This window comes from Bizionia argentinensis JUB59, from assembly GCF_000224335.1.
Lineage (GTDB): Bacteria > Bacteroidota > Bacteroidia > Flavobacteriales > Flavobacteriaceae > Algorimicrobium > Algorimicrobium argentinense.
Genome location: NZ_AFXZ01000008.1, coordinates 24,366 through 43,688 on the forward strand (window position 1 = coordinate 24,366; position 19,323 = coordinate 43,688).

Sequence of the window (19,323 nt, forward strand, 5' to 3'; positions counted from 1 at the left end):
AACTTCTCACTCAACTCTAATTCTTTAGCTCACAGAACAATTTAGTTTACTCATCGAAAAACGCAAATCTTAAACTCACTCAATAATCTGATATTTAATCAGTTAAAATTACATATATTTATATAATCATTTTAATTTAACAATTATCACTCATGAGTAATTGTTTGTTTTTCTAACAAAGCATTCAAAAAACAACCTTTTCTCCTTTCAGGAAGCATCAATTTTATATGAAATAAAACAGACGCCAAAGCATTGAAAATTCGTTAACTTTAAATTCCCTCAATTATGTCTCCTAAAAATTTGAATATTGTATTTGTAGATAATGACGAAGATGACAGAGCATTATTTGAAGAAGCATTAGGCGAATTGAAAATAAACTGTTCACTTAAATTATTTGAAAGTGGAAATGAGCTGATGAGATATTTAAACCAAACTGATAAAGAGACTAATGTTCTTTTTTTAGATTTAAACATGCCTATTAAAAGTGGAATTGAATGTCTGATAGAAATAAAACGTGAGAAGAAATTAAAAAATATACCCGTAATTATTTATTCCACCTCATCTGCAGAAAAAGACATTGAAGATACTTTTGGTCATGGCGCCAGTGTATATATAAAAAAGCCAAATAATTTCACAGAACTAAAAAACCTAATTTACAACGTTCTCCAAGTAAATTGGAAGGATCATAATTCAAATCTTAATAGACAGAATTTTTTATTTACGATTTAGAATTTAAATTTATTGGCTTAATATACTAAACCGAAATACTTTGTTCCGTTCGAACATTTTAAGCACATAAGTTACCCTAGGTTTCGATTTCCCTTTTTTGTTATCACTCGGTTTTAGGCTCAAATTTCTGAATTTTTTATTTAAACATAATGTATATTTAATATACAAAAAGAATATGGTGATGGAAATCCTATCCTATTATTAAGAATGCAATACGTATGAAAAAACTTGGATTGGCTATTATAGGTTCTGGTGCCACCTCTATATATTGTCTGAAACACATTTTAGATAATTCAGCTGTTTTGAAGAAACAATTTAACCGAATTTCTATTTTTGAAAGAAGTAAAAGAATGGGTTACGGCATGCCTTATAATCCAGATACAACCGATTTATTTAATTTATCAAATATTTCTTCGGAAGAAATACCTTTATTATTTCAAACCTTTGCAGATTGGCTTCGCAATCAAAACAGACAAGATTTAAAAAAGTGGCATGTTACTGAATTTCCTATTGAGGATTCCGAAGTTTATAGCCGTATAGCTTTAGGCGAATATTTCCATCAACAATTCCTTGTATTAATGGATAAACTCCAAACCGCTGGCTTTGCTGTTGAAGAATATACTAATCACGAGATTCTAGATATTGAAATAAACGATAAAAATAACATCAAACTCATAGCCAAAAACGCCTCATTTAAGGCTTCCAAGGTAATTATAGCTACAGGACACAATTGGCAGCATAATGATAAACCAGCATCTGGATATTATGATACTCCTTGGCCAATTAAAAAAATTATTCCAAAAAATGACGCGTTTTATAATTTTGAAATAGGCGTTTTAGGAGCTTCGTTAAGTGCTTTTGATGTAGTTTCATCTTTAGCACATCGGCATGGAAAATTCACACAAAGTAAAAAAGGTTTGGAATTTCAGTTAAACAAAGAGGCGAAAAACTTTAAAATCACTTTACATGCAGCTCAAGGTTGGCTGCCACATTTACAGTATGAACAAGAAGAGCCATTTCGTGAAATTTATAGACATGCCACACGTGAAAAAATACTATCACTTCGCAATGAAAACGGATTTTTAAAAATAGATTCATTTTTTCATTCCGTATGTCGGTCAGCTTTGCAACGTGCATTTGAGAAAGACGGCAATAAAGAAATGCTAGAATTACTTACAGACACAAAATTCGGCTTTAAGGATTTTATAGAAATCATGGCTAAAAACCATGAATATTTAGACTCTTTTGAAGGCATGAAAAAAGAACTGGTTCAGGCAAAAGATTCCGTAGAAAACAATAAACCCATCCATTGGATGGAAACCTTAGACGATTTAATGTACTGCTTAAACTTTCATGCTGAAATGATGCCAGCAGAAGATCATTTATTCTTTAAAAAAGATGTAAAACCCTTTTTAATGAGTGTAATTGCTGCATTACCTTTAAGTTCCGCCAAAATTCTTTTAGCGCTTTATGATGCAGAAGTTGTCAACTTAATTGCGGGGAGAGTAAGGATTATCGAGGATACGAATATAAAAGAAACCACAGATATTGAAATTTCTAAAGCAGACAATAAAACCATTAAAAAATCCTATCAATTATTTATTAACTGCTCTGGAAATGATAATATAAATGTGGACACTTTTCCATTTCAATCTCTAGTCAAATCAGGCTTTGTTAAGGAGGCAAGTGCCAAATTTGAAACGGTTAAAAAATTAACCGATTTAGAAAGCACACTGGGTAAAGACACTGTTTGGAAAAAAAACAACGAGGTGTTTTTAAATATTGGCGGAATAGCTGTGGATAGTGCCTATCATATTATTGGCGTAAACGGCAAAACTTGTTCTAATATTCATGATCTGTCTTTTACACATACTCACGGTTTCAGACCTTATTCTTACGGGTTACAAGCTTGCCTTGCAACAAGTCTTATTGTTGTGGATTCTTGGCTGATATTAGAAAAGAACACTAACAAACCAAAAACTATTGAAGAAGTTTCAAAAATCTACGACAAAGATGATGACTTATAGACGGTCTTTAAATTAATAAAAACTAGATAATCTTCTTAATTAAGTTACAAATAAAATCAAATGCGTTAATCAAAACACTTGAATTAGAATACTTTAGAACTAAATTTTAAAAATTTCGTTTTAATTTTAAATTCTAGTTTCATGGCCAAAAAGAACAAAACAGAGAATCAGAAAACCAAAGACCTTAAGCAATTTGAAAAGGATGCTACAGGGAAAGTGATGACCACCAATCAAGGGTTAAAGGTAAATGACACCAACAACTCTTTAAAGGCAGGTGAAAGAGGCTCCACATTGTTGGAGGATTTTTTACTTCGGGAAAAAATAACCCGTTTTGATCATGAGCGTATTCCAGAAAGAATTGTACATGCACGTGGAAGTGGCGCACACGGACACTTTGAATTATATAAAAGTATAGAACACTACAGCAAAGCAGGAATTTTTACTGATACTAATCGTAAAACACCTGTATTTGTAAGGTTTTCAACAGTTGCGGGATCTAAAGGATCGCCAGATTTGGCACGGGATGTTCGCGGATTCGCTGTAAAAATGTATACGGAAGAAGGCACTTGGGATTTAGTTGGAAATAACATGCCGATTTTCTTTATTCAAGATGCCATGAAATTTCCAGATTTAGTACATTCTGTTAAACCAGAGCCTAACAGAGAAATTCCGCAAGCCGCGTCGGCTCATGATACGTTTTATGATTTTGTTTCACATACTACCGAAACACTTCACAATCAAATTTGGGCTATGAGCGATCGTGCCATTCCGCGTAGTTTTCGGATGATGGAAGGTTTTGGAATTCACACATTTCGATTAATTAATGCAAAAGATGAATCGCATTTTGTAAAATTTCATTGGAAACCAAAATTAGGCGTTCATTCTGTAACTTGGGATGAAGCCGTTAAAATTAATGGAGCAGATTCCGATTTCCACAGACGTGATTTATGGGACGCTATAGATTCCGGTCATTATCCAGAATGGGAATTAGGAATTCAAGTGGTTGCACAAGAGGATGAGCACAAGTTCGAATTTGATTTACTTGATCCTACCAAACTCATTCCCGAAGAAATGGTTCCGGTTGAAATTATTGGTAAAATGACCTTAAACAGAAATCCAGAAAACTTTTTTGCTGAAACGGAACAAGTAGCTTTCCTTCCAGGACATATTGTGCCTGGTATTGATTTCACTAATGACCCATTACTTCAAGGTCGATTATTTTCCTACAGAGACACACAGTTGTCACGTTTGGGAAGTCCGAACTTTCATCAAATCCCTATAAACAGACCAATTGGCGAGGCACATAATAATCAGCGCGACGGACATATGCAAATGGATATTCCGAAAGGTCAAACTGCTTATTTTCCAAATACATTAGGTGGCGGATGTCCACATTTAGCTAAAATGGCAGAAGGCGCTTTTCATTCATTTGAAGAACGTATTGATGCAAAAAAAATAAGAACGCGAAGTGAAAGTTTTAGTGATCATTTTTCGCAGCCAGCCTTATTTTATAGAAGTCTTGCTAAATGGGAAAAACAACATTTGGCTGAAGCTTATATTTTTGAGCTTGGAAAATGTACACAAAAACATATTAAACAACGCATGCTTTGGCTAATTGCTCAAATTGATACTGATTTAGCCAAAAATGTTTCCAAAGGTTTAGGATTACCAATTCCGAAGGAAATAGATCACCCCATCAATCAAGCTATTGGTGCCGATGCTGATGTAAAAAAACACCAACCACCTAAAAAGAAAAATTATTTAGAGAGTGATCCAGCCTTAAGTCAAGCTAATACAAAATTTGATAGTATTGAAACACGACAAATTGCTGTTTTGGTAGCCGATGGTTTTTCTATGAGCGATTTTACTTCAAAGAAAGAAGCATTGGAAAAAGAAGGTGCCATGCTAAAACTTATAGCTCCTCATGGCGGGACTGTGGTTAGTGATGATAATACAGAGCATGAAGTTAATGCTTCCATTATAACAACCGAAAGCGTATTGTTTGATGCGGTTTATATTCCGGGTGGTAAAAAATCAATTCAAGGTCTTCTTGCAGAGTCTAAATTCAAGAAATTTATAAATGAAGCTTTTAAACATTGTAAAACTATTGTAGCCGATAATGAGGGTGAAGATTTACTAGACAAAACCTTTGTAGCAGACTATAAAGATGATAAAGCAGTTTTAATAAATGAGAAACCAGCAACTATAATTCGTTCTATTGCCAAACATAGAAATTGGGATAGAATGGATGTAGCTGCTCAAGTTCCAGCGTAATAAACAATCGGTATTTCAAAGAAAATTTAGCTTATATGAAAAAGTGAAAATGCAAAAAAGGCGAGCCCAGAAATAGTGGCTTGCCTTTTTATTTTATTCGAAGGCATTAAAATCTATAATGCTCTAAACAAAAATAGTGTTAGTATTATCAGTTATTTTCAGCTTCTTTCTTTTTTTGTTTCTCCTGTTTTCTAAAATAACCACGGAAGAAAAAATTATGCTTTAAAGCTTCCATATTTTCATTTAATTTCTCTGCCGCTTCTTTAATATTAATCATCGTGGAGTCGATATTCTTTACAAAACCTTCATCTTGGGTAATATGATTTAAAGCACCTTTCCCTGATTTCATTTCCATAATATATTCGTCAAGATTTTTGGTAACTGCATTAATATGATCACTCGATTTTTCGAGATTTACAAAAACTTTTTCAATTTTATTTTTTGAAACAGTATCACTTAAAAGTAAGGCCGCTGCACTTTCATCATAATTTATTTTTGAGATAATAGTGTTAATTTTGTTTATTGCTAGCGTAGCACCTGAAGTCATTTTTCGCAATTCTTCTGCAGACTGCCTGATATCTTTCCCCATTAAACTATCACTAACCAAGGCCCCTAAAGTTCCTTTCCCTTCCACAATTTGATTGGTGATTTTTAATAAATCAGCAGTCAACAACGCAGCATTTTCATTGGTTTTATTTAGCGTAGAAAGCATTTCATCTGTACTGGCTTTACTTGAGATTTGAATGGTATCGCCAGAAACAACCTGACGCGCCGTTTCATCTTTCCCTGGAACGATATTTACCACCATACTACCCACCAATCCATCTGAACTAATGGAAGCAATAGCGTCTTTTTTGATAAACTTGGATGTTTTCTCTTCCACAATCATCTGGACTCTGATATTCCCTTCATTTACCATTTCTATATTACTTACAGTACCAATGTTGACGCCAGAATAGCGAACATTATTACCCAATGTTAAACCATTTACATTTGAGAAAGTAGCATAAATTTCAATGTTTTTACTAAACATTTGTTGCTTGCTTCCAATAAAATAAAGGGCTGCGATTAGTAAAAGCGTGCCGACCACTACAAAAATGCCGACTTTTATTTTTTGTGCATTTGATTTTCCCATAATGTTAATTTTTAAAGAAGGCTTGTACTTGTTCATCCTTTGAATTTGAAAGTTCCTCAAAAGTACCTTCAGCATAATTGATTCCGTCCACCAACAAAATCATCCGGTTTGAAATTACTCGCGCACAATCCACATCGTGCGTAATAATAATGGAAGAGGTATTGTATTTTTCTTGAATAGTACGCATTAATTGAATAATCTCTTTAGCAGTGATGGGATCCAAACCCGTTGTTGGCTCATCATACATAATTATTTTAGGCTTTAAAATTAATGCTCTTGCCATAGCTACCCTGCGTTGCATTCCACCAGAAAGCTCGGCGGGCATTAAGTCTATAGTATCGGACAATCCTACGTTTTCCAAGGCTTCTTTAACCGAGAATTCTGTGCCTTGAAAATCTTCAATTTTATCTTTATGTCGCCTCAAAGGAAATTCAAGATTTCCCCGAACAGTCATAGAATCATAAAGCGCACTTCCTTGAAAAAGAAAGCCTATTTCAGTCCGCAATAAATCAAGCTCCGCTTGGCCCATAGTAGTAATATCCTGGTTTTTAATAGTGATGCTTCCACTATCTGGTTGAATTAAACCAACAAGACATTTTACCATCACCGATTTTCCAGAACCGGATTTCCCCATAATTACCAAGTTTTCACCTTCGTAAAGTTTAAGGTTGAAACCTTTGAGTACATGATTATCACCGAAACTTTTTTTAAGATTCTTTATCTCGAGTACAGGTTTTATGTTTTTTTCAGAATTCATTTATATATCAAAAAATATATCAGTTACAAAAACGGCGATAAAGTCAATTATAAACAACAGCATTGAAATATACACTACTGCAGAATTGGACGCTTCTCCTACTCCAACAGTTCCTTTAGAGCAATTATACCCCTTATAACAACCAACAATACCTATAGCAAAACCAAAGAAAACCGATTTCACCGTTGCCGGAAGCAAATCACTAAAGCTTAAAGCATCGAAAACCTGATTAAAATAAAGCAAAAATGACACATCTCCTTTTAAATTCTCAACAATAGCAGAGCCTAAAAGCGCAATAGCATCTCCCATAATTATCAATAATGGCAACATCAAAGTTGTTGCTACTACGCGTGTAACCACTAAAAATTTAAAAGGATTGGTTCCTGAAACTTCCATGGCATCAATTTGTTCCGTAACTCGCATAGAACCAAGTTCCGCACCAATTCCAGAACCTATTCTTCCAGCACAGATAAGCGCTATTATAACAGGACCAATTTCGCGTACAATAGAAAGGCTTACCATAGAAGCCATCCATGATTGCGCACCAAATTCCATTAAAGTGGGTCTTGATTGTAATGTGAATACAAGTCCTAAAATAAAACCTGTAACACTCACCAAAAGCAAAGAACGGTTGCCCATATTGTAACATTGACGAACCAATTCCTTAAACTCAAATGGCGGACTGAAAACTTCGCGAAAAAAGCGACCAGCAAATAAAGTCATATCACCTATTTCGGCAAAGAATGACTTGGTATTGGTTAAAATGCCTTTTTCTTTGTTCATTTAAAAGTTTAAAAATAAAATGTAGTGTTTAGCTATTGCAAGAAGGCCTATGTAAACATGGGTGTTAATCTAGAATTCTTTAAAATTAGTAAATCCTTCCAAGTAATTAAGATACAATTTTAAAAATGGATTTCTCTTACTTTTTAACTTAATAAAATTTGATGAAAACACAAAATCTATTCTTGTTCAAATCATTAACAATATTAAGAGCTTTAAACATATCGTTTTAAAAAATGTCAAAATATAATATGAGTTTTATGCGTCTTATATAGTTTTCCGAATAGCCTTTATCATTTCGTTGGATTAAACAGCTTCTGTACTATGAAAATTGGTTAAGTAGAATTAAAAACTTCATTTTATAACCTTCATTTAAATTGAAAAATCTATATGATTCGTATTATATAACACCATAAGCTATCACTTTAATTAACATATTAGAATTGAAAAATAAGTAAGCAGAAAGGCTTGATGTACAGAATAGCCCCCTATATAAGTAAAAGCATCTAATAATTAATTTCCTAAAAGCTTAAGATAAATTGAAAGGTATGAAAAACAAATTCTTACTACCCATTTGTTTTATATATGAACCTAGTCATGGTAGATGGTATTCTTATTATTATAAAAAAATCAAACATCTATATCCTGCATATTTACATCTTTAAACATCCGATTTTCAACACGTTTACCTTCATTATTATGAAGCACGGAAACGTCGCCAGTACTTTCAAAAACAACAGCCTTTACCTCATTAAAATTATGGACATTGGCCTCTCGTAATTTAGCAAGGAGATCATCTTCACCAACATTACATTTTTTTAACCTATCGTAGAGTATTTCGCCATTCAACATTATTATTTGAGGTTTATTGGTAAAAATCTTTTTAAAAAATTTATTCTTTCTTACTAAATATGAAAATACAGTCTGAAAACCGATTATTGTTACCAAGGTAATGGCACCTTTAACCAAGGAGTAGTCCTTGTTAAGAATAATAGACGCTAAAACAGAGCCGACTGCTATAGTTGAAGCAAAATCGAAACTCGACATTTTAGCAAAAGTCCGTAATCCAAATATTCTTGTAATGACGATTATTATAGAAAAAACTCCTAAAACTGATAATATTAACCAAATTGATTCTTCTAAAGTCATAAGTTTAAATGTTAGTGTTAGTGTTAGTGAATATATTCTATAATTTAAAATGCTATTAATGCATATACTTAAAATACGAACTTATATAAATTTTAGACTTGTTTTATAATTAGCAAAACCACCTTATGAAAATACTATTAAATGGTTTAATAAATTTATTTAAATCCGCTAAAGTATATTTGATTTGCGTTAAGTAGGAAAATTAATTTGCTGTAACTTGGAGTTATTATTAACTAAACTAATAAACTTAAAACTATGTCCTTACTTACTATTATTCTAAACATTTTACTTCCGCCTCTATCGGTTTTCATGCAAAAAGGTTTAGGAGGCGCATTCTTTATAAGTTTGTTATTGACACTTATTGGATGGATTCCAGGTGTTATTTATGCATTTATAGTAACCGATTAGAGAAACTCTTGAACTCTTAATTAGAATACTTTCGATTTCTTTTTAAGACTAGAAAACATTGAATGTGCTTATTTCAAACATTTTACTATATAATTTAATTAACAATTAAAACTCAAATATCATGTTAGAAGATAGTAAAAACCCAAAACAGAGCACGAAAAGAAACGACATCAAAATGCCACGGACGAGAAAGGTGCTCAAAAAAAAGACCATTTTAATCAGTATGGTAAGTCAGATGATAAGCGAAAAGAACGCGGTGAGAAAAAAGAAGATTATAATTTAAATATTTTAGGAATTTGCATAGGAAGAATACATGCCTTTTACGCTATTTCTTGTTTCAACCACCCACGAAAACTTCTTTATAATTTAAATTCTGTGATATTTTATTAAGGCATATGCTTGCCTAACCAAGGCTTTTACAAAAGTTTTTTAGCTTTACTGGCATGCTTTAAAAATATACTATTTATGTTATTCATTGTGAATATTACAGTTTCAATTTAAAAGCTGAATTTTTATAGTATAACTCTAAAAAACGAACTTCTACAAGCTTTCCAGTTTAGAATGCTTACTTTTAATTGAAATTAACTCAACCATGAAACACGTAGTAATCCTTTTCTTGACGCTTTTTATATTAGCATCATGTACAAATTCAACCAAATCAGACAAAAAACTAATTGAAATCACAGGGGTAGACGCTACATTGACGCCAGGTGATGACTTTTATAGATTCGCAAATGGCAAATGGTACGATTCTGTATCTATACCAGCTTCACAAGCAGGTGTTGGCGCTTATATGTTTATGAACTATCCACAACGGATGCGCCTACAAGGGATATTGGATAGTGTTTCGCGAGGTGAACATCCAAAAGGAAGCATTGAGCAAAAGGTTGGCGACTTTTATGCGTCGGGAATGGATACTGCAACTATTAACAAACGTGGTTACGAACCTATTAAGCCGACACTCGCCTCCATTGACGCCATTACAGACGTAACGTCTTTAATGACTTTTGTGGCTAACCAAATTAAAGTAAATAATAGTTCTATTATGGCTTTTGGAGTTGGTCCCGATGATAAAAACAGTAGCATGAACATTGCTCACGCTTACCAAACGGGCCTCGGTTTACCTGATAGGGATTATTATTTCAAATCAGATTCATCGGTCGTCGCCATTCAAGACGCCTACAAAACCTATCTTACCACATTATTTCAGCTTACAGGCAGCAGTGCAGCAACCGCCAAAGAGGATGCTGAAACGGTTTACGAAATTGACAAGCAACTTGCCGATTCTCATAGAACACGAGTGGAACGTCGGGATGTAATAGCAAATTACAATATGATGGCCATAACAGATCTTAAAAACACACAACCTAACATTGGTTGGGCCAAATTCCTCGAACAATTAGATGCTCAAACTGACTCTATAGATATAGGCCAACCTGCGTATTATGATAAACTTAATACCCTTTTAAAGAGCACACCTATTAATGCCTGGAAATTATATTTAAAAGCAAATACCATAGAAACATATGCATCAGACTTAAGTCAGCCTTTTGTTGATGCCGCTTTTGATTTTACCAAAGTAATTTCTGGCCAAGCGGTGCAAAAATTACGAGGTGAAATAATGGCAAGCGCGGTGGACAATTATCTAGGTGAAGCCTTGGGACAACTATATGTTAAAAAATATTTTCCAGAGCGTGCAAAAGAGCGCATGTTAGATTTGGTGAATAATATACAAAAAGCCTATGCTGTAAGAATCGATAAATTGGAATGGATGAGCGACAGCACAAAAATAAAAGCAAAAGAAAAACTGTCTGCCATGACCAAGAAAATAGGTTATCCTGATAAATGGAAAGATTACGATAATGTACAAATTTCAAGAGACACCTATTTTGAAAACATCGTGTCTGCTGCTGCGGCCTCATATGAACGTGAACTGGCAAAATTGGGCAAGCCTGTGGATCGTTCAGAATGGTATACAACACCATCCACGGTTACAGCTTATAATAATCCTTCAGCAAATGAGATTGTTTTTCCGGCGGGCATTCTGCAATCACCCTATTTTGATAATGACGCAGATGATGCGCTTAACTATGGAGGTATTGGTATGGTAATAGGCCATGAAATAACGCATACTTTTGATGATCAAGGTGCACAGTACGATAAGGATGGTAACGTAAAAGATTGGTGGACAAAAGATGATTACGCCAAGTTTAAATCAAGAATACAGCAAGTTATAGATCAATATAGCACCTTTACTGTCTTGGACAGTTTGCATATTAAAGGAGATATGACTGTTGGCGAAAACACGGCTGATATTGCCGGAATAGCTGTGGCATATGATGCATTTAAAATGACAAAACAAGGACAGGATTCTACAAAAGTTGGCGAGTTTACGCCAGACCAACGCTTTTTTTTGTCTATTGCAAGGATATGGAAAGTAAAAATGAAAGATGAATTTCTTCGTTTGTGGATTAATAACAACCCACATTCGCCTCCTGTTTGGCGCGTAAATGGTCCCTTAATGAATAGCACACCTTTTTATAACGCTTTTGATGTAAAGCCAGAAGATAAAATGTTTTTATCAAAAGAAGACAGAATAACAATTTGGTAAATTACTCATGTCATAATGGGCTCTAAAGGTCAGAGAACGACAGGTAAAGCATAAAAAATCTAATTACCTATATTATAAATATGAGGTCGGTCTTTTAAGATACGACCTCTTTGTTTTATTGTTGGAGTCCGTCTTTTATAAAAATCCAAGAGGTGTTGTAAAAACTTACATTAAAAGAAAAACTTATATTTTTGCTTGATACGTGTAGAGTTCATAATATCTACCTTCTTTAGCAATCAATTGGTCATGTGTGCCACGTTCTACAATGTGGCCAGCTTCGATGACTAAAATCTGATCTGCTTTTCTAATGGTACTCAAACGGTGGGCAATTACAATCGTAGTTCTGTCTTTAATTAACTCGTTTAAACTCTTCTGAATTAAGGCCTCACTTTCGGTATCTAAACTTGAGGTGGCTTCGTCTAAAATAATAATTTTAGGGTTTGCCAAAATAGCACGCGCAATAGCTAATCGCTGTCTTTGTCCCCCAGAAAGCTTCACGCCTCTTTCACCTATTAGTGTTTCTAAACCCTCGTCGAACCTGTCGGTAAACTCATTGACATAAGCTGCGTTTACAGCATTTAATAATTCTGCTTCTGTGGCATTTGGCCTTGGAAACATGATATTTTCACGAATTGTGCCTTCAAATAAAAATTCATCTTGTAAAACCACACCTAAATACTGACGATAGCTACTTAATTTAACTTTCGCCAAATCCTGATTATCAATGGTAACTTGACCTGATTTGGGTGTTAAAAAGGTTGCCGATAATCCAGCGATTGTAGATTTTCCGGAACCAGAACTTCCCACTAACGCTGTTACGGAACCAGCTGCCGCTTTAAAATTAATATTATGTAAAACTTCTTTGCCTTCTTCATATGAAAATGACACATCCTTAAATTCCATATCACCATTTATGCGATCCAATTGAATATTTCTATTGGGATTATCCTCTTCCGCCGTCATATTCATCAGCTCTTCGGTTCTATCTAAACCCGCCAAAGCTTCCGTTAACTGACTCCCTATATTACTCATTTGTACAATGGGCGCAATCATAAAACCAAGGATTAATGTGAAGAATAAAAAATCACCAGTGGTCATTTCGTCAATCATCATATAATAGCCACCCATTCCCATAATGCCTGTTGTAGCCACTCCAATTAAAAACGTTGAAGAGCTCGTCATTAAAGCGGTTGCTGTCAAACTCTTTTTTACGTTTTGATATAATTTATCAACCCCTTTTTCAAAAACAACATGCTCCTGCTCCTCTGCATTAAAAGCTTTTATAACACGAACGCCGGCCAATGTTTCTGTTAACCGTCCAGTAACTTCAGCATTAATTTTACCACGTGTTCTAAAAATTGGACGAATATATTTAAAGGCTTTTAGAGCCACCAGACCAAATATAGATAATGGTACAAACACAAAAAGTGTCATCCAGGCATTTAGTTTTATCAAAATAATTAACGACACAATAGCAGTGAAAGAGCCACCAACTAATTGAACCAAACCTGTGCCGATAAGATTTCTAACACCTTCAACATCATTCATTATTCTTGAAACTAGCGCTCCAGATTTCGTGTTATCGAAAAAACGAATAGGTAATGAAAGTACTTTTTTCTGTACTTGAGATCTTAATTCACTTATTAAATATTGCGCTTGTACACTTAATATTCTAGTCAGTAAAAATGATGTTACAGCCTGCACCGTTATGGCACCTATAACGATAGCGATTAAAGTATATAGTTGGGCGTAATCTTTATTTGGAACTACATCGTCCAACAATACTTTACTCTGCCATGGTAAAATTAAACCAGACAAACTTCTTATAACGATCAATATCAGGCCAATAAAAACTAAATTTCGTCTCGGCCAAATAATGGTTTTGAAAGCTTGAGCCATAGTAACTTTTGGCTGTGATTTATCGGTTTTTTTTGATGTTTCTTTTAAATGTTGCATGTTTTATAATAAATAATATAAAGGCAAAAATACGCATTACATCAAGGCTAAATGACTAAACGGAATTAAAATTACATTAGCCATTAAAAATAATATATTGCGAAAATAGTGTATTCATATATTTTAAAAATCGGCTATCTCGACATTATAACTTGATTCTAATTTAACCAATATGTTGCAAATTAAAGGGGGCAAAAGTTATTACAAACCTATTTAATAAAATCATTCTATAAGCATAAATGGGTTTTAGAATTTCGATCACAAACAGAGTGACAGCTCGATAATTTATTTCTTCACGCAAACGTTTATTTTGTATATTAGTTCCTTTTTATGGTCATTTTTCAGGCCAAGAATACAATATAAAGTCGAGTTAGTATTAAAAAATCACGTTTTGAAAAGAAGAACTTTTATAAAAATAACATCGGCCTCCAGTGCTGGAATTATGGCAGCTAATGCTTTTGGAATTAATTTACAACTAGATCATATGGAAGAAAATATTGAGAATTTGGTAATTGGTTCTGGCTATGGAGGAGCCGTTGCAGCTTTGCGCCTTACCCAAGCTGGCAAAAAAGTAGTCATGCTTGAAATGGGTTTAGACTGGGAAAAAGAAGATGGCAAATACAAGCCTTTTTCCAATTTAATTACCCCAAAAAACAATTCCACTTGGCTAAAAAAATCCTCTCAAGCACCTATGATGAATATAGCCATGTTTAATAAAAAATTTACGGGCGTTTTAGATCGCATGGATTTTGAGAATATTAAAGTATATGCTGGTCGCGGTGTTGGTGGCGGATCGTTGGTTAATGGCGGGATGGCTGTACAACCTAAAAAAGCATATTTCCAGGAAATATTTCCCGAATTGAGTGTTGAAAAATTCTGGGCCACCTATTTCCCTTTAGCGCAAAAAGAGCTTGAAGTAAATGAAATACCTGATGCGTATTATGAAAAATCGGCTTACTATAAGTTTGCCAGAGTAGGAGAAAGTGAAGCTCATGAAGCAGGTTTTGAAACCGTTAGAGTGCCCAATGTATATTCTTTCGAATATATGAAGAAAGAAGAAGCAGGCGAAGTCCCGAAATCAGCTTTAGCCAAAGAAGTTATTTATGGTAATAATCATGGAAAGCAAAGTCTTGAAAAAACATATTTAAAAAAAGCTCTTAAAACCGAATTATTGACGATACAAGACCTTCATCGCGTCGATTACATTCAGCAAATAAAAAATGGTTACGCTGTTTATGTAGACATTATTGATACCGAAGGATTAGTGATTGCAAAGAAAACCATAAACTGCAAAAAAATATTTCTAAATGCAGGAAGCATAGGTACTACAAAACTTTTATTAACCTCCATGCATAAAGGAAAAATGACGAATTTCGATTCGAGTTTAGGAAGCCATTGGGGAAACAATGGAAATGTTATGACTGGTAGAAATATGGTAAACACCCTTTTTAATCGTGTTGAGAATGAATCTACCGAATCCAATTACAGCACTGGAACGGGATCAGAGCAATCGACCATTCCCGTTTCAGGTGTCGACAACTGGGAAGATAAAAAGCATGCATTCTTTGCAGAAATCTCTCCTTTACCAATGGGCATGGAAGTTTACACAGCATTATACTTAATTATTAATAAGGTGCCAATTCCAGGACATATTTCTTATGACCCAGCTCTTGATGACATTCGAATCCATTGGGAAAAGAAAAATTATCAACACACCGTTGATAATGCCAAGTATTTTATTAAAAAAATGAACAAAGCAAACGGCGGCACTCCTTCTGGTTTATTATGGAAAGGTGGTTATGGTCCTGACATTTGTTATCATCCACTTGGCGGCGCTGTTATAGGAAAAACAACCGATCTTTTTGGACGTGTAAAAGGTTATGAGAATTTGTACGTAACTGATGGCGCTTTAGTACCTGCAAGTATTGGCGTTAATCCTTTTCTAACCATTACGGCCATTGCGGAATACTGTATGGAGGAGATTATTGGGAAGGATTTTAAAAAGTGAGTATAACTTGAAATATTATTCTTTAGTTTTTATAATGAGAATTCAAAAAAGAGAAAGACTTTTGATTTTTTTGATTAACTTTAAGAAAATCAATTTGTTATGAAACAAATAATTACGTTAAAACCTCTTTATCATAAGGACAAAAGTCAAATATCCATTGGTTTCGTGTTTAGTAATGAAACAAAATCATATATTAAAAATTTTGATGGTGTACTATGGAGTGTTTCAGATAGAACCTATTATATAGCTCACAGTAAACAAACACTTCATCTACTTTTTACCTATTTTAAAAAAGGAGGTTATTATATAAATTATAGTGCTTTAAAATATATAAAAAGAGAAAACACGATACCTACTACAAAAATAAAACCACTAGATAAAATCATATTATACCGAGAATTAAACAAAACTCACAAAAATATTTTAAAAGAATATGTTTCCTATTTACGCGGTAAACGTTTAAGCGAAAGCACAGTCTCATCCTATGGATATTTTATGCTGCGCTATTTAAATCATCATAAAGACCTAGAAAACACAAATTGGAATACGCGAAGTATTGAGACTTTTATGGAACAAATAATCACCAAAGAGTATTATAGCATTAGTAGTCACCGGCAATGTATAAGCGCTTTTAAACACTTTACGGCATTTTGTAAAATAGAAAATTTTGATGCTAGCCGTTTTGAACGCCCAAAAAAGAGCAACTATTTACCTACCGTTTTATCCAAGGAGAGTGTAATAGATTTAATGCAGGTAACCAAGAACTTAAAACATCGTACTATAATTGGATTACTGTATTCTGGAGGTCTTAGGATTGGAGAGCTCTTAAATTTAAAAATTTGCAATTTAGATATAGATAGGAGTCAGATTCATATAATTCAGGCCAAAGGTCGTAAAGATCGCATGGTAGTCATGAGCGAAGTAATTAAACCATTATTAAGGAATTACATAAGCACTTATAAACCTTCAGTTTTCGTTATAGAAGGCCGTAATGGTGGTGTTTATTCTGCCAGTAGCATTAGAGCATTTTTAAGAGAATCTTGTCGTTTAGCAGGCATAACTAAAACCGTTACACCCCATAGTTTAAGACATAGTTATGCGACGCATATGTTAGAAAATGGAATTGACTTACGTTATATTCAAGAACTATTAGGTCATGCTAGACCAGAAACCACCATGATATACACACACGTAGCTAAAAAGAATATTATGCAAGTACGCAATCCTTTAGACGTTATAGTTGAGGAGTTACAACTGAAAGACAAAGACAACAAGAAAGTGTTGATATCCCGAAATTTTAAATGCTAAAAAGCTATATTTGAATTTATATAACGAGTTACCTACAAGTGCTCCGAAAAATTGCAAAAAGCAATTTCCAATCTTCACGTTGAAATAAAAATCCTCCGGATTTCTCATTGTTGTGAATAAAACAAACAAGCTAAAAATCTGATTGGAAACTAAAAATCCTGTGGATTTCTTACTGCTACGGATAATAAAAAATAAAATCACTAAATTGAAACCGTAAAACGCAAAGAGCACGCAATCAACACGTGATTAAAAAATCCTTCCGATTTCCCACTGTTATGAATAGAAAAACAGATCGGCAAATCTGAACGTGCCAAATATTATGTGTCGCACCTGTAGCTAACAATGTATATAAAAAATGCTTACTTTAGTGCTAAACTTAAGGAAAGTGCGCGTTTGCTTTCTTCCGATTTTCCTTCGGAAAATCCTCGGACGCAAACCCGCACTTTTCATATACGAGCCGTTAGCAAATATTAAAACGAGACCACAAAAAATGAGACAGTTAACAATTTTAATTCTATTTATAATAAGTCTAAGTCTGCAAGCACAAAATTATTGTGTCAATTTTACAGACTTTGCTAACGATGTATCTGATTCTAGGTTTCCTTCCGAACTTAGGAAAATGTTAAATGAATCTGATGTGGACTATTTAACAGTTTGGAATCATTTAAAACGTGGAGGTTTAGATTTTGAAACGAGAACGAATCCCGAATTACTAAGAACATTACGTACCGACCTTGACAATACCAAATATGGATTACAAGAAATTTTTGAAGCAGATGCAGAGGAAATACTCATTTGGAAACAACTCAAAGACGACCCATTTTATAACGGCGAACTTATAAAAGAAACCACAGACCCAAAGTTATTAAAATGGAAAGATAGAGAATTCTTTAAAGCTGTAACTAAAAAAGGAAATGACTTTGAAATAGATATGCTAAATAAAGTTAAAACAAGAACTGGAGTAGAATATGAAAGACTTTTAAAAGAAATTCCAGATATTGGTGAGCGAAAACTTATTAGCCAAATGCAATTTTGTTTGCCTGGTTTTTCTCCACCTTGTAATGCAAAAGGCGAATACTTTATTGCTGACCAAGTCTGGATTAAATTTGATGAATTTGAAGAAATCGAAAATATGATTATCGTAGATGCTAAGCTAAGCGAAAAAACTGCACTAACTAGCGGACAGACAGCTGCCAAAAACCAATCTGGAAAAGGAAGTTTAACTTACAAACCAATAGATTCAAAAATTAAAGACGAAATCTTTCAAGATTTACCAACGAGAATTAATCAAGGGGATGAAATACCAATAATAGGTTTTTATAAACTTTATGGAGACGGAAATAGTAGTTTTGTAGATGTAAAGAAATTATAAATATGGAAATAACTAAAAAATCACTTGAAGGATTAATTTTAGGTAAAATAAACCAAAAATACAATGTTAGATATGGAGACACAGATTATTTAATTTATAGTTTTCAAGATAAGTTTTATTCTGTCGAATTTAGGTTTAGAATTCAATATAAGAGGTTAGTAACGTTTGAAGGTTTTTCTATTTTCTCATCAAAAGAAATTGAAAAAGAAATATCTAATTTAATATTAGAGGATTTAAAAAACTATTATGATGATGATTTTTATTTTAACTCAAAGAAATTCTACAAAACAGACTATGATTTCTCTCAAGAAATTATATCTGAAACACATTTAGAAGAATTTTTAAACGAATTTGTAAAATGTTTAGAATATCACGAGCAAGAAGTTTTTCCAAAATTATTAGACATTAATTTTTTGGCAGAATATGTCGGCTCTGTTCCATTTGACCAGCAAGCAGAAATACCTGTTGGCGGTAATTTCCCTGTACATTTATTCAAAAAACTAGCTGTTTTAAAATGGGGAAATCAAGAAGAAAGATATTTAGAATACAAAATAAACACCAATAAGTTAATTGAAAGTTATTCCATTAAGAAACCTCAAAAATATAAACCATCATTTGAAACTGGTTTCAAAAATTTGATTAACCAATTAGAGAATGAACCCAATCCGTTTGAACATAATAACATTTGCTAACAATGTATATGAAAAATAGGCGAAACAGCAGTAATATCAAGGCTTGTGGCTCGTATCAAGCATTGTGCTAAACCGAAAGTTTCGTACTTCGAAATCGCCTACTTTTCATATACTAAA

At 33.5% G+C, this 19,323-nt stretch carries 14 protein-coding genes; 9 read left to right on the top strand and 5 right to left on the bottom strand.

All coding sequences use genetic code 11. The features are described 5' to 3' along the window. Positions 1-285 precede the first annotated feature (285 nt). From BZARG_RS03015 to BZARG_RS03025, 3 genes are all read left to right on the top strand, one after another. The gene (locus BZARG_RS03015) at positions 286-729 is read left to right on the top strand and encodes a response regulator (protein ID WP_008635278.1); all 444 of its coding nucleotides are present in this window, start codon (positions 286-288) and stop codon (positions 727-729) included. A gap of 218 nt (positions 730-947) precedes the next feature. Continuing rightward, on the top strand, positions 948-2,756 hold the full coding sequence (locus BZARG_RS03020; RefSeq protein WP_050807280.1) for an FAD/NAD(P)-binding protein: 1,809 nt from the start codon (positions 948-950) through the stop codon (positions 2,754-2,756). A gap of 141 nt (positions 2,757-2,897) precedes the next feature. Further along, positions 2,898-5,030 carry a catalase gene (locus BZARG_RS03025; RefSeq protein WP_008635280.1) on the top strand — a complete coding sequence of 711 codons (2,133 nt, stop codon included), beginning with the start codon at positions 2,898-2,900 and terminating at the stop codon, positions 5,028-5,030. 148 nt (positions 5,031-5,178) lie between these two features. On the opposite strand, the gene BZARG_RS03030 is transcribed toward BZARG_RS03025, so the two are convergent. From BZARG_RS03030 to BZARG_RS03045, 4 genes are all read right to left on the bottom strand, one after another. Next, positions 5,179-6,165 (bottom strand): MlaD family protein, encoded by a 987-nt coding sequence (locus BZARG_RS03030; RefSeq protein WP_008635312.1) that lies wholly within the window; start codon positions 6,163-6,165, stop codon positions 5,179-5,181. Positions 6,166-6,169: 4 nt separating this feature from the next. Continuing rightward, entirely contained in the window at positions 6,170-6,922 is a 753-nt protein-coding gene (locus tag BZARG_RS03035; protein WP_040287962.1) for an ABC transporter ATP-binding protein, read from the bottom strand. Beyond that, positions 6,923-7,705 carry an MlaE family ABC transporter permease gene (locus BZARG_RS03040; RefSeq protein WP_008635314.1) on the bottom strand — a complete coding sequence of 261 codons (783 nt, stop codon included), beginning with the start codon at positions 7,703-7,705 and terminating at the stop codon, positions 6,923-6,925. A 627-nt stretch (positions 7,706-8,332) separates the two neighbouring features. Next, positions 8,333-8,851 (bottom strand): DUF421 domain-containing protein, encoded by a 519-nt coding sequence (locus tag BZARG_RS03045; protein ID WP_008635275.1) that lies wholly within the window; start codon positions 8,849-8,851, stop codon positions 8,333-8,335. A 255-nt stretch (positions 8,852-9,106) separates the two neighbouring features. Between BZARG_RS03045 and BZARG_RS03050 the strand changes: the two genes are divergently transcribed. Beyond that, on the top strand, positions 9,107-9,259 hold the full coding sequence (locus BZARG_RS03050) for a YqaE/Pmp3 family membrane protein (protein ID WP_008635313.1): 153 nt from the start codon (positions 9,107-9,109) through the stop codon (positions 9,257-9,259). A 592-nt stretch (positions 9,260-9,851) separates the two neighbouring features. Beyond that, a complete protein-coding gene (locus tag BZARG_RS03055) occupies positions 9,852-11,870 on the top strand; it encodes a M13 family metallopeptidase (protein WP_008635286.1) in 2,019 nt (672 codons plus the stop codon). A gap of 183 nt (positions 11,871-12,053) precedes the next feature. Here the strand turns inward: BZARG_RS03055 and BZARG_RS03060 are convergent, their stop codons facing one another. Beyond that, positions 12,054-13,826, bottom strand: a complete 1,773-nt coding sequence (locus BZARG_RS03060) for an ABC transporter ATP-binding protein (protein ID WP_008635271.1) — start codon at positions 13,824-13,826, stop codon at positions 12,054-12,056. A gap of 391 nt (positions 13,827-14,217) precedes the next feature. Between BZARG_RS03060 and BZARG_RS03065 the strand changes: the two genes are divergently transcribed. From BZARG_RS03065 to BZARG_RS03080, 4 genes are all read left to right on the top strand, one after another. After that, positions 14,218-15,834: a GMC oxidoreductase gene (locus tag BZARG_RS03065; RefSeq protein ID WP_008635291.1), complete on the top strand. Its 1,617-nt coding sequence runs from the start codon at positions 14,218-14,220 to the stop codon at positions 15,832-15,834. A 99-nt stretch (positions 15,835-15,933) separates the two neighbouring features. Continuing rightward, positions 15,934-17,142 (top strand): tyrosine-type recombinase/integrase, encoded by a 1,209-nt coding sequence (locus BZARG_RS03070; protein WP_008635290.1) that lies wholly within the window; start codon positions 15,934-15,936, stop codon positions 17,140-17,142. A gap of 490 nt (positions 17,143-17,632) precedes the next feature. Further along, complete coding sequence (locus BZARG_RS15960; RefSeq protein ID WP_040287963.1) at positions 17,633-18,514, top strand: hypothetical protein; 882 nt, start codon at positions 17,633-17,635, stop codon at positions 18,512-18,514. Between the two features lie 2 nt (positions 18,515-18,516). Beyond that, a complete protein-coding gene (locus BZARG_RS03080; RefSeq protein ID WP_008635266.1) occupies positions 18,517-19,206 on the top strand; it encodes a hypothetical protein in 690 nt (229 codons plus the stop codon). Positions 19,207-19,323 lie beyond the last annotated feature (117 nt).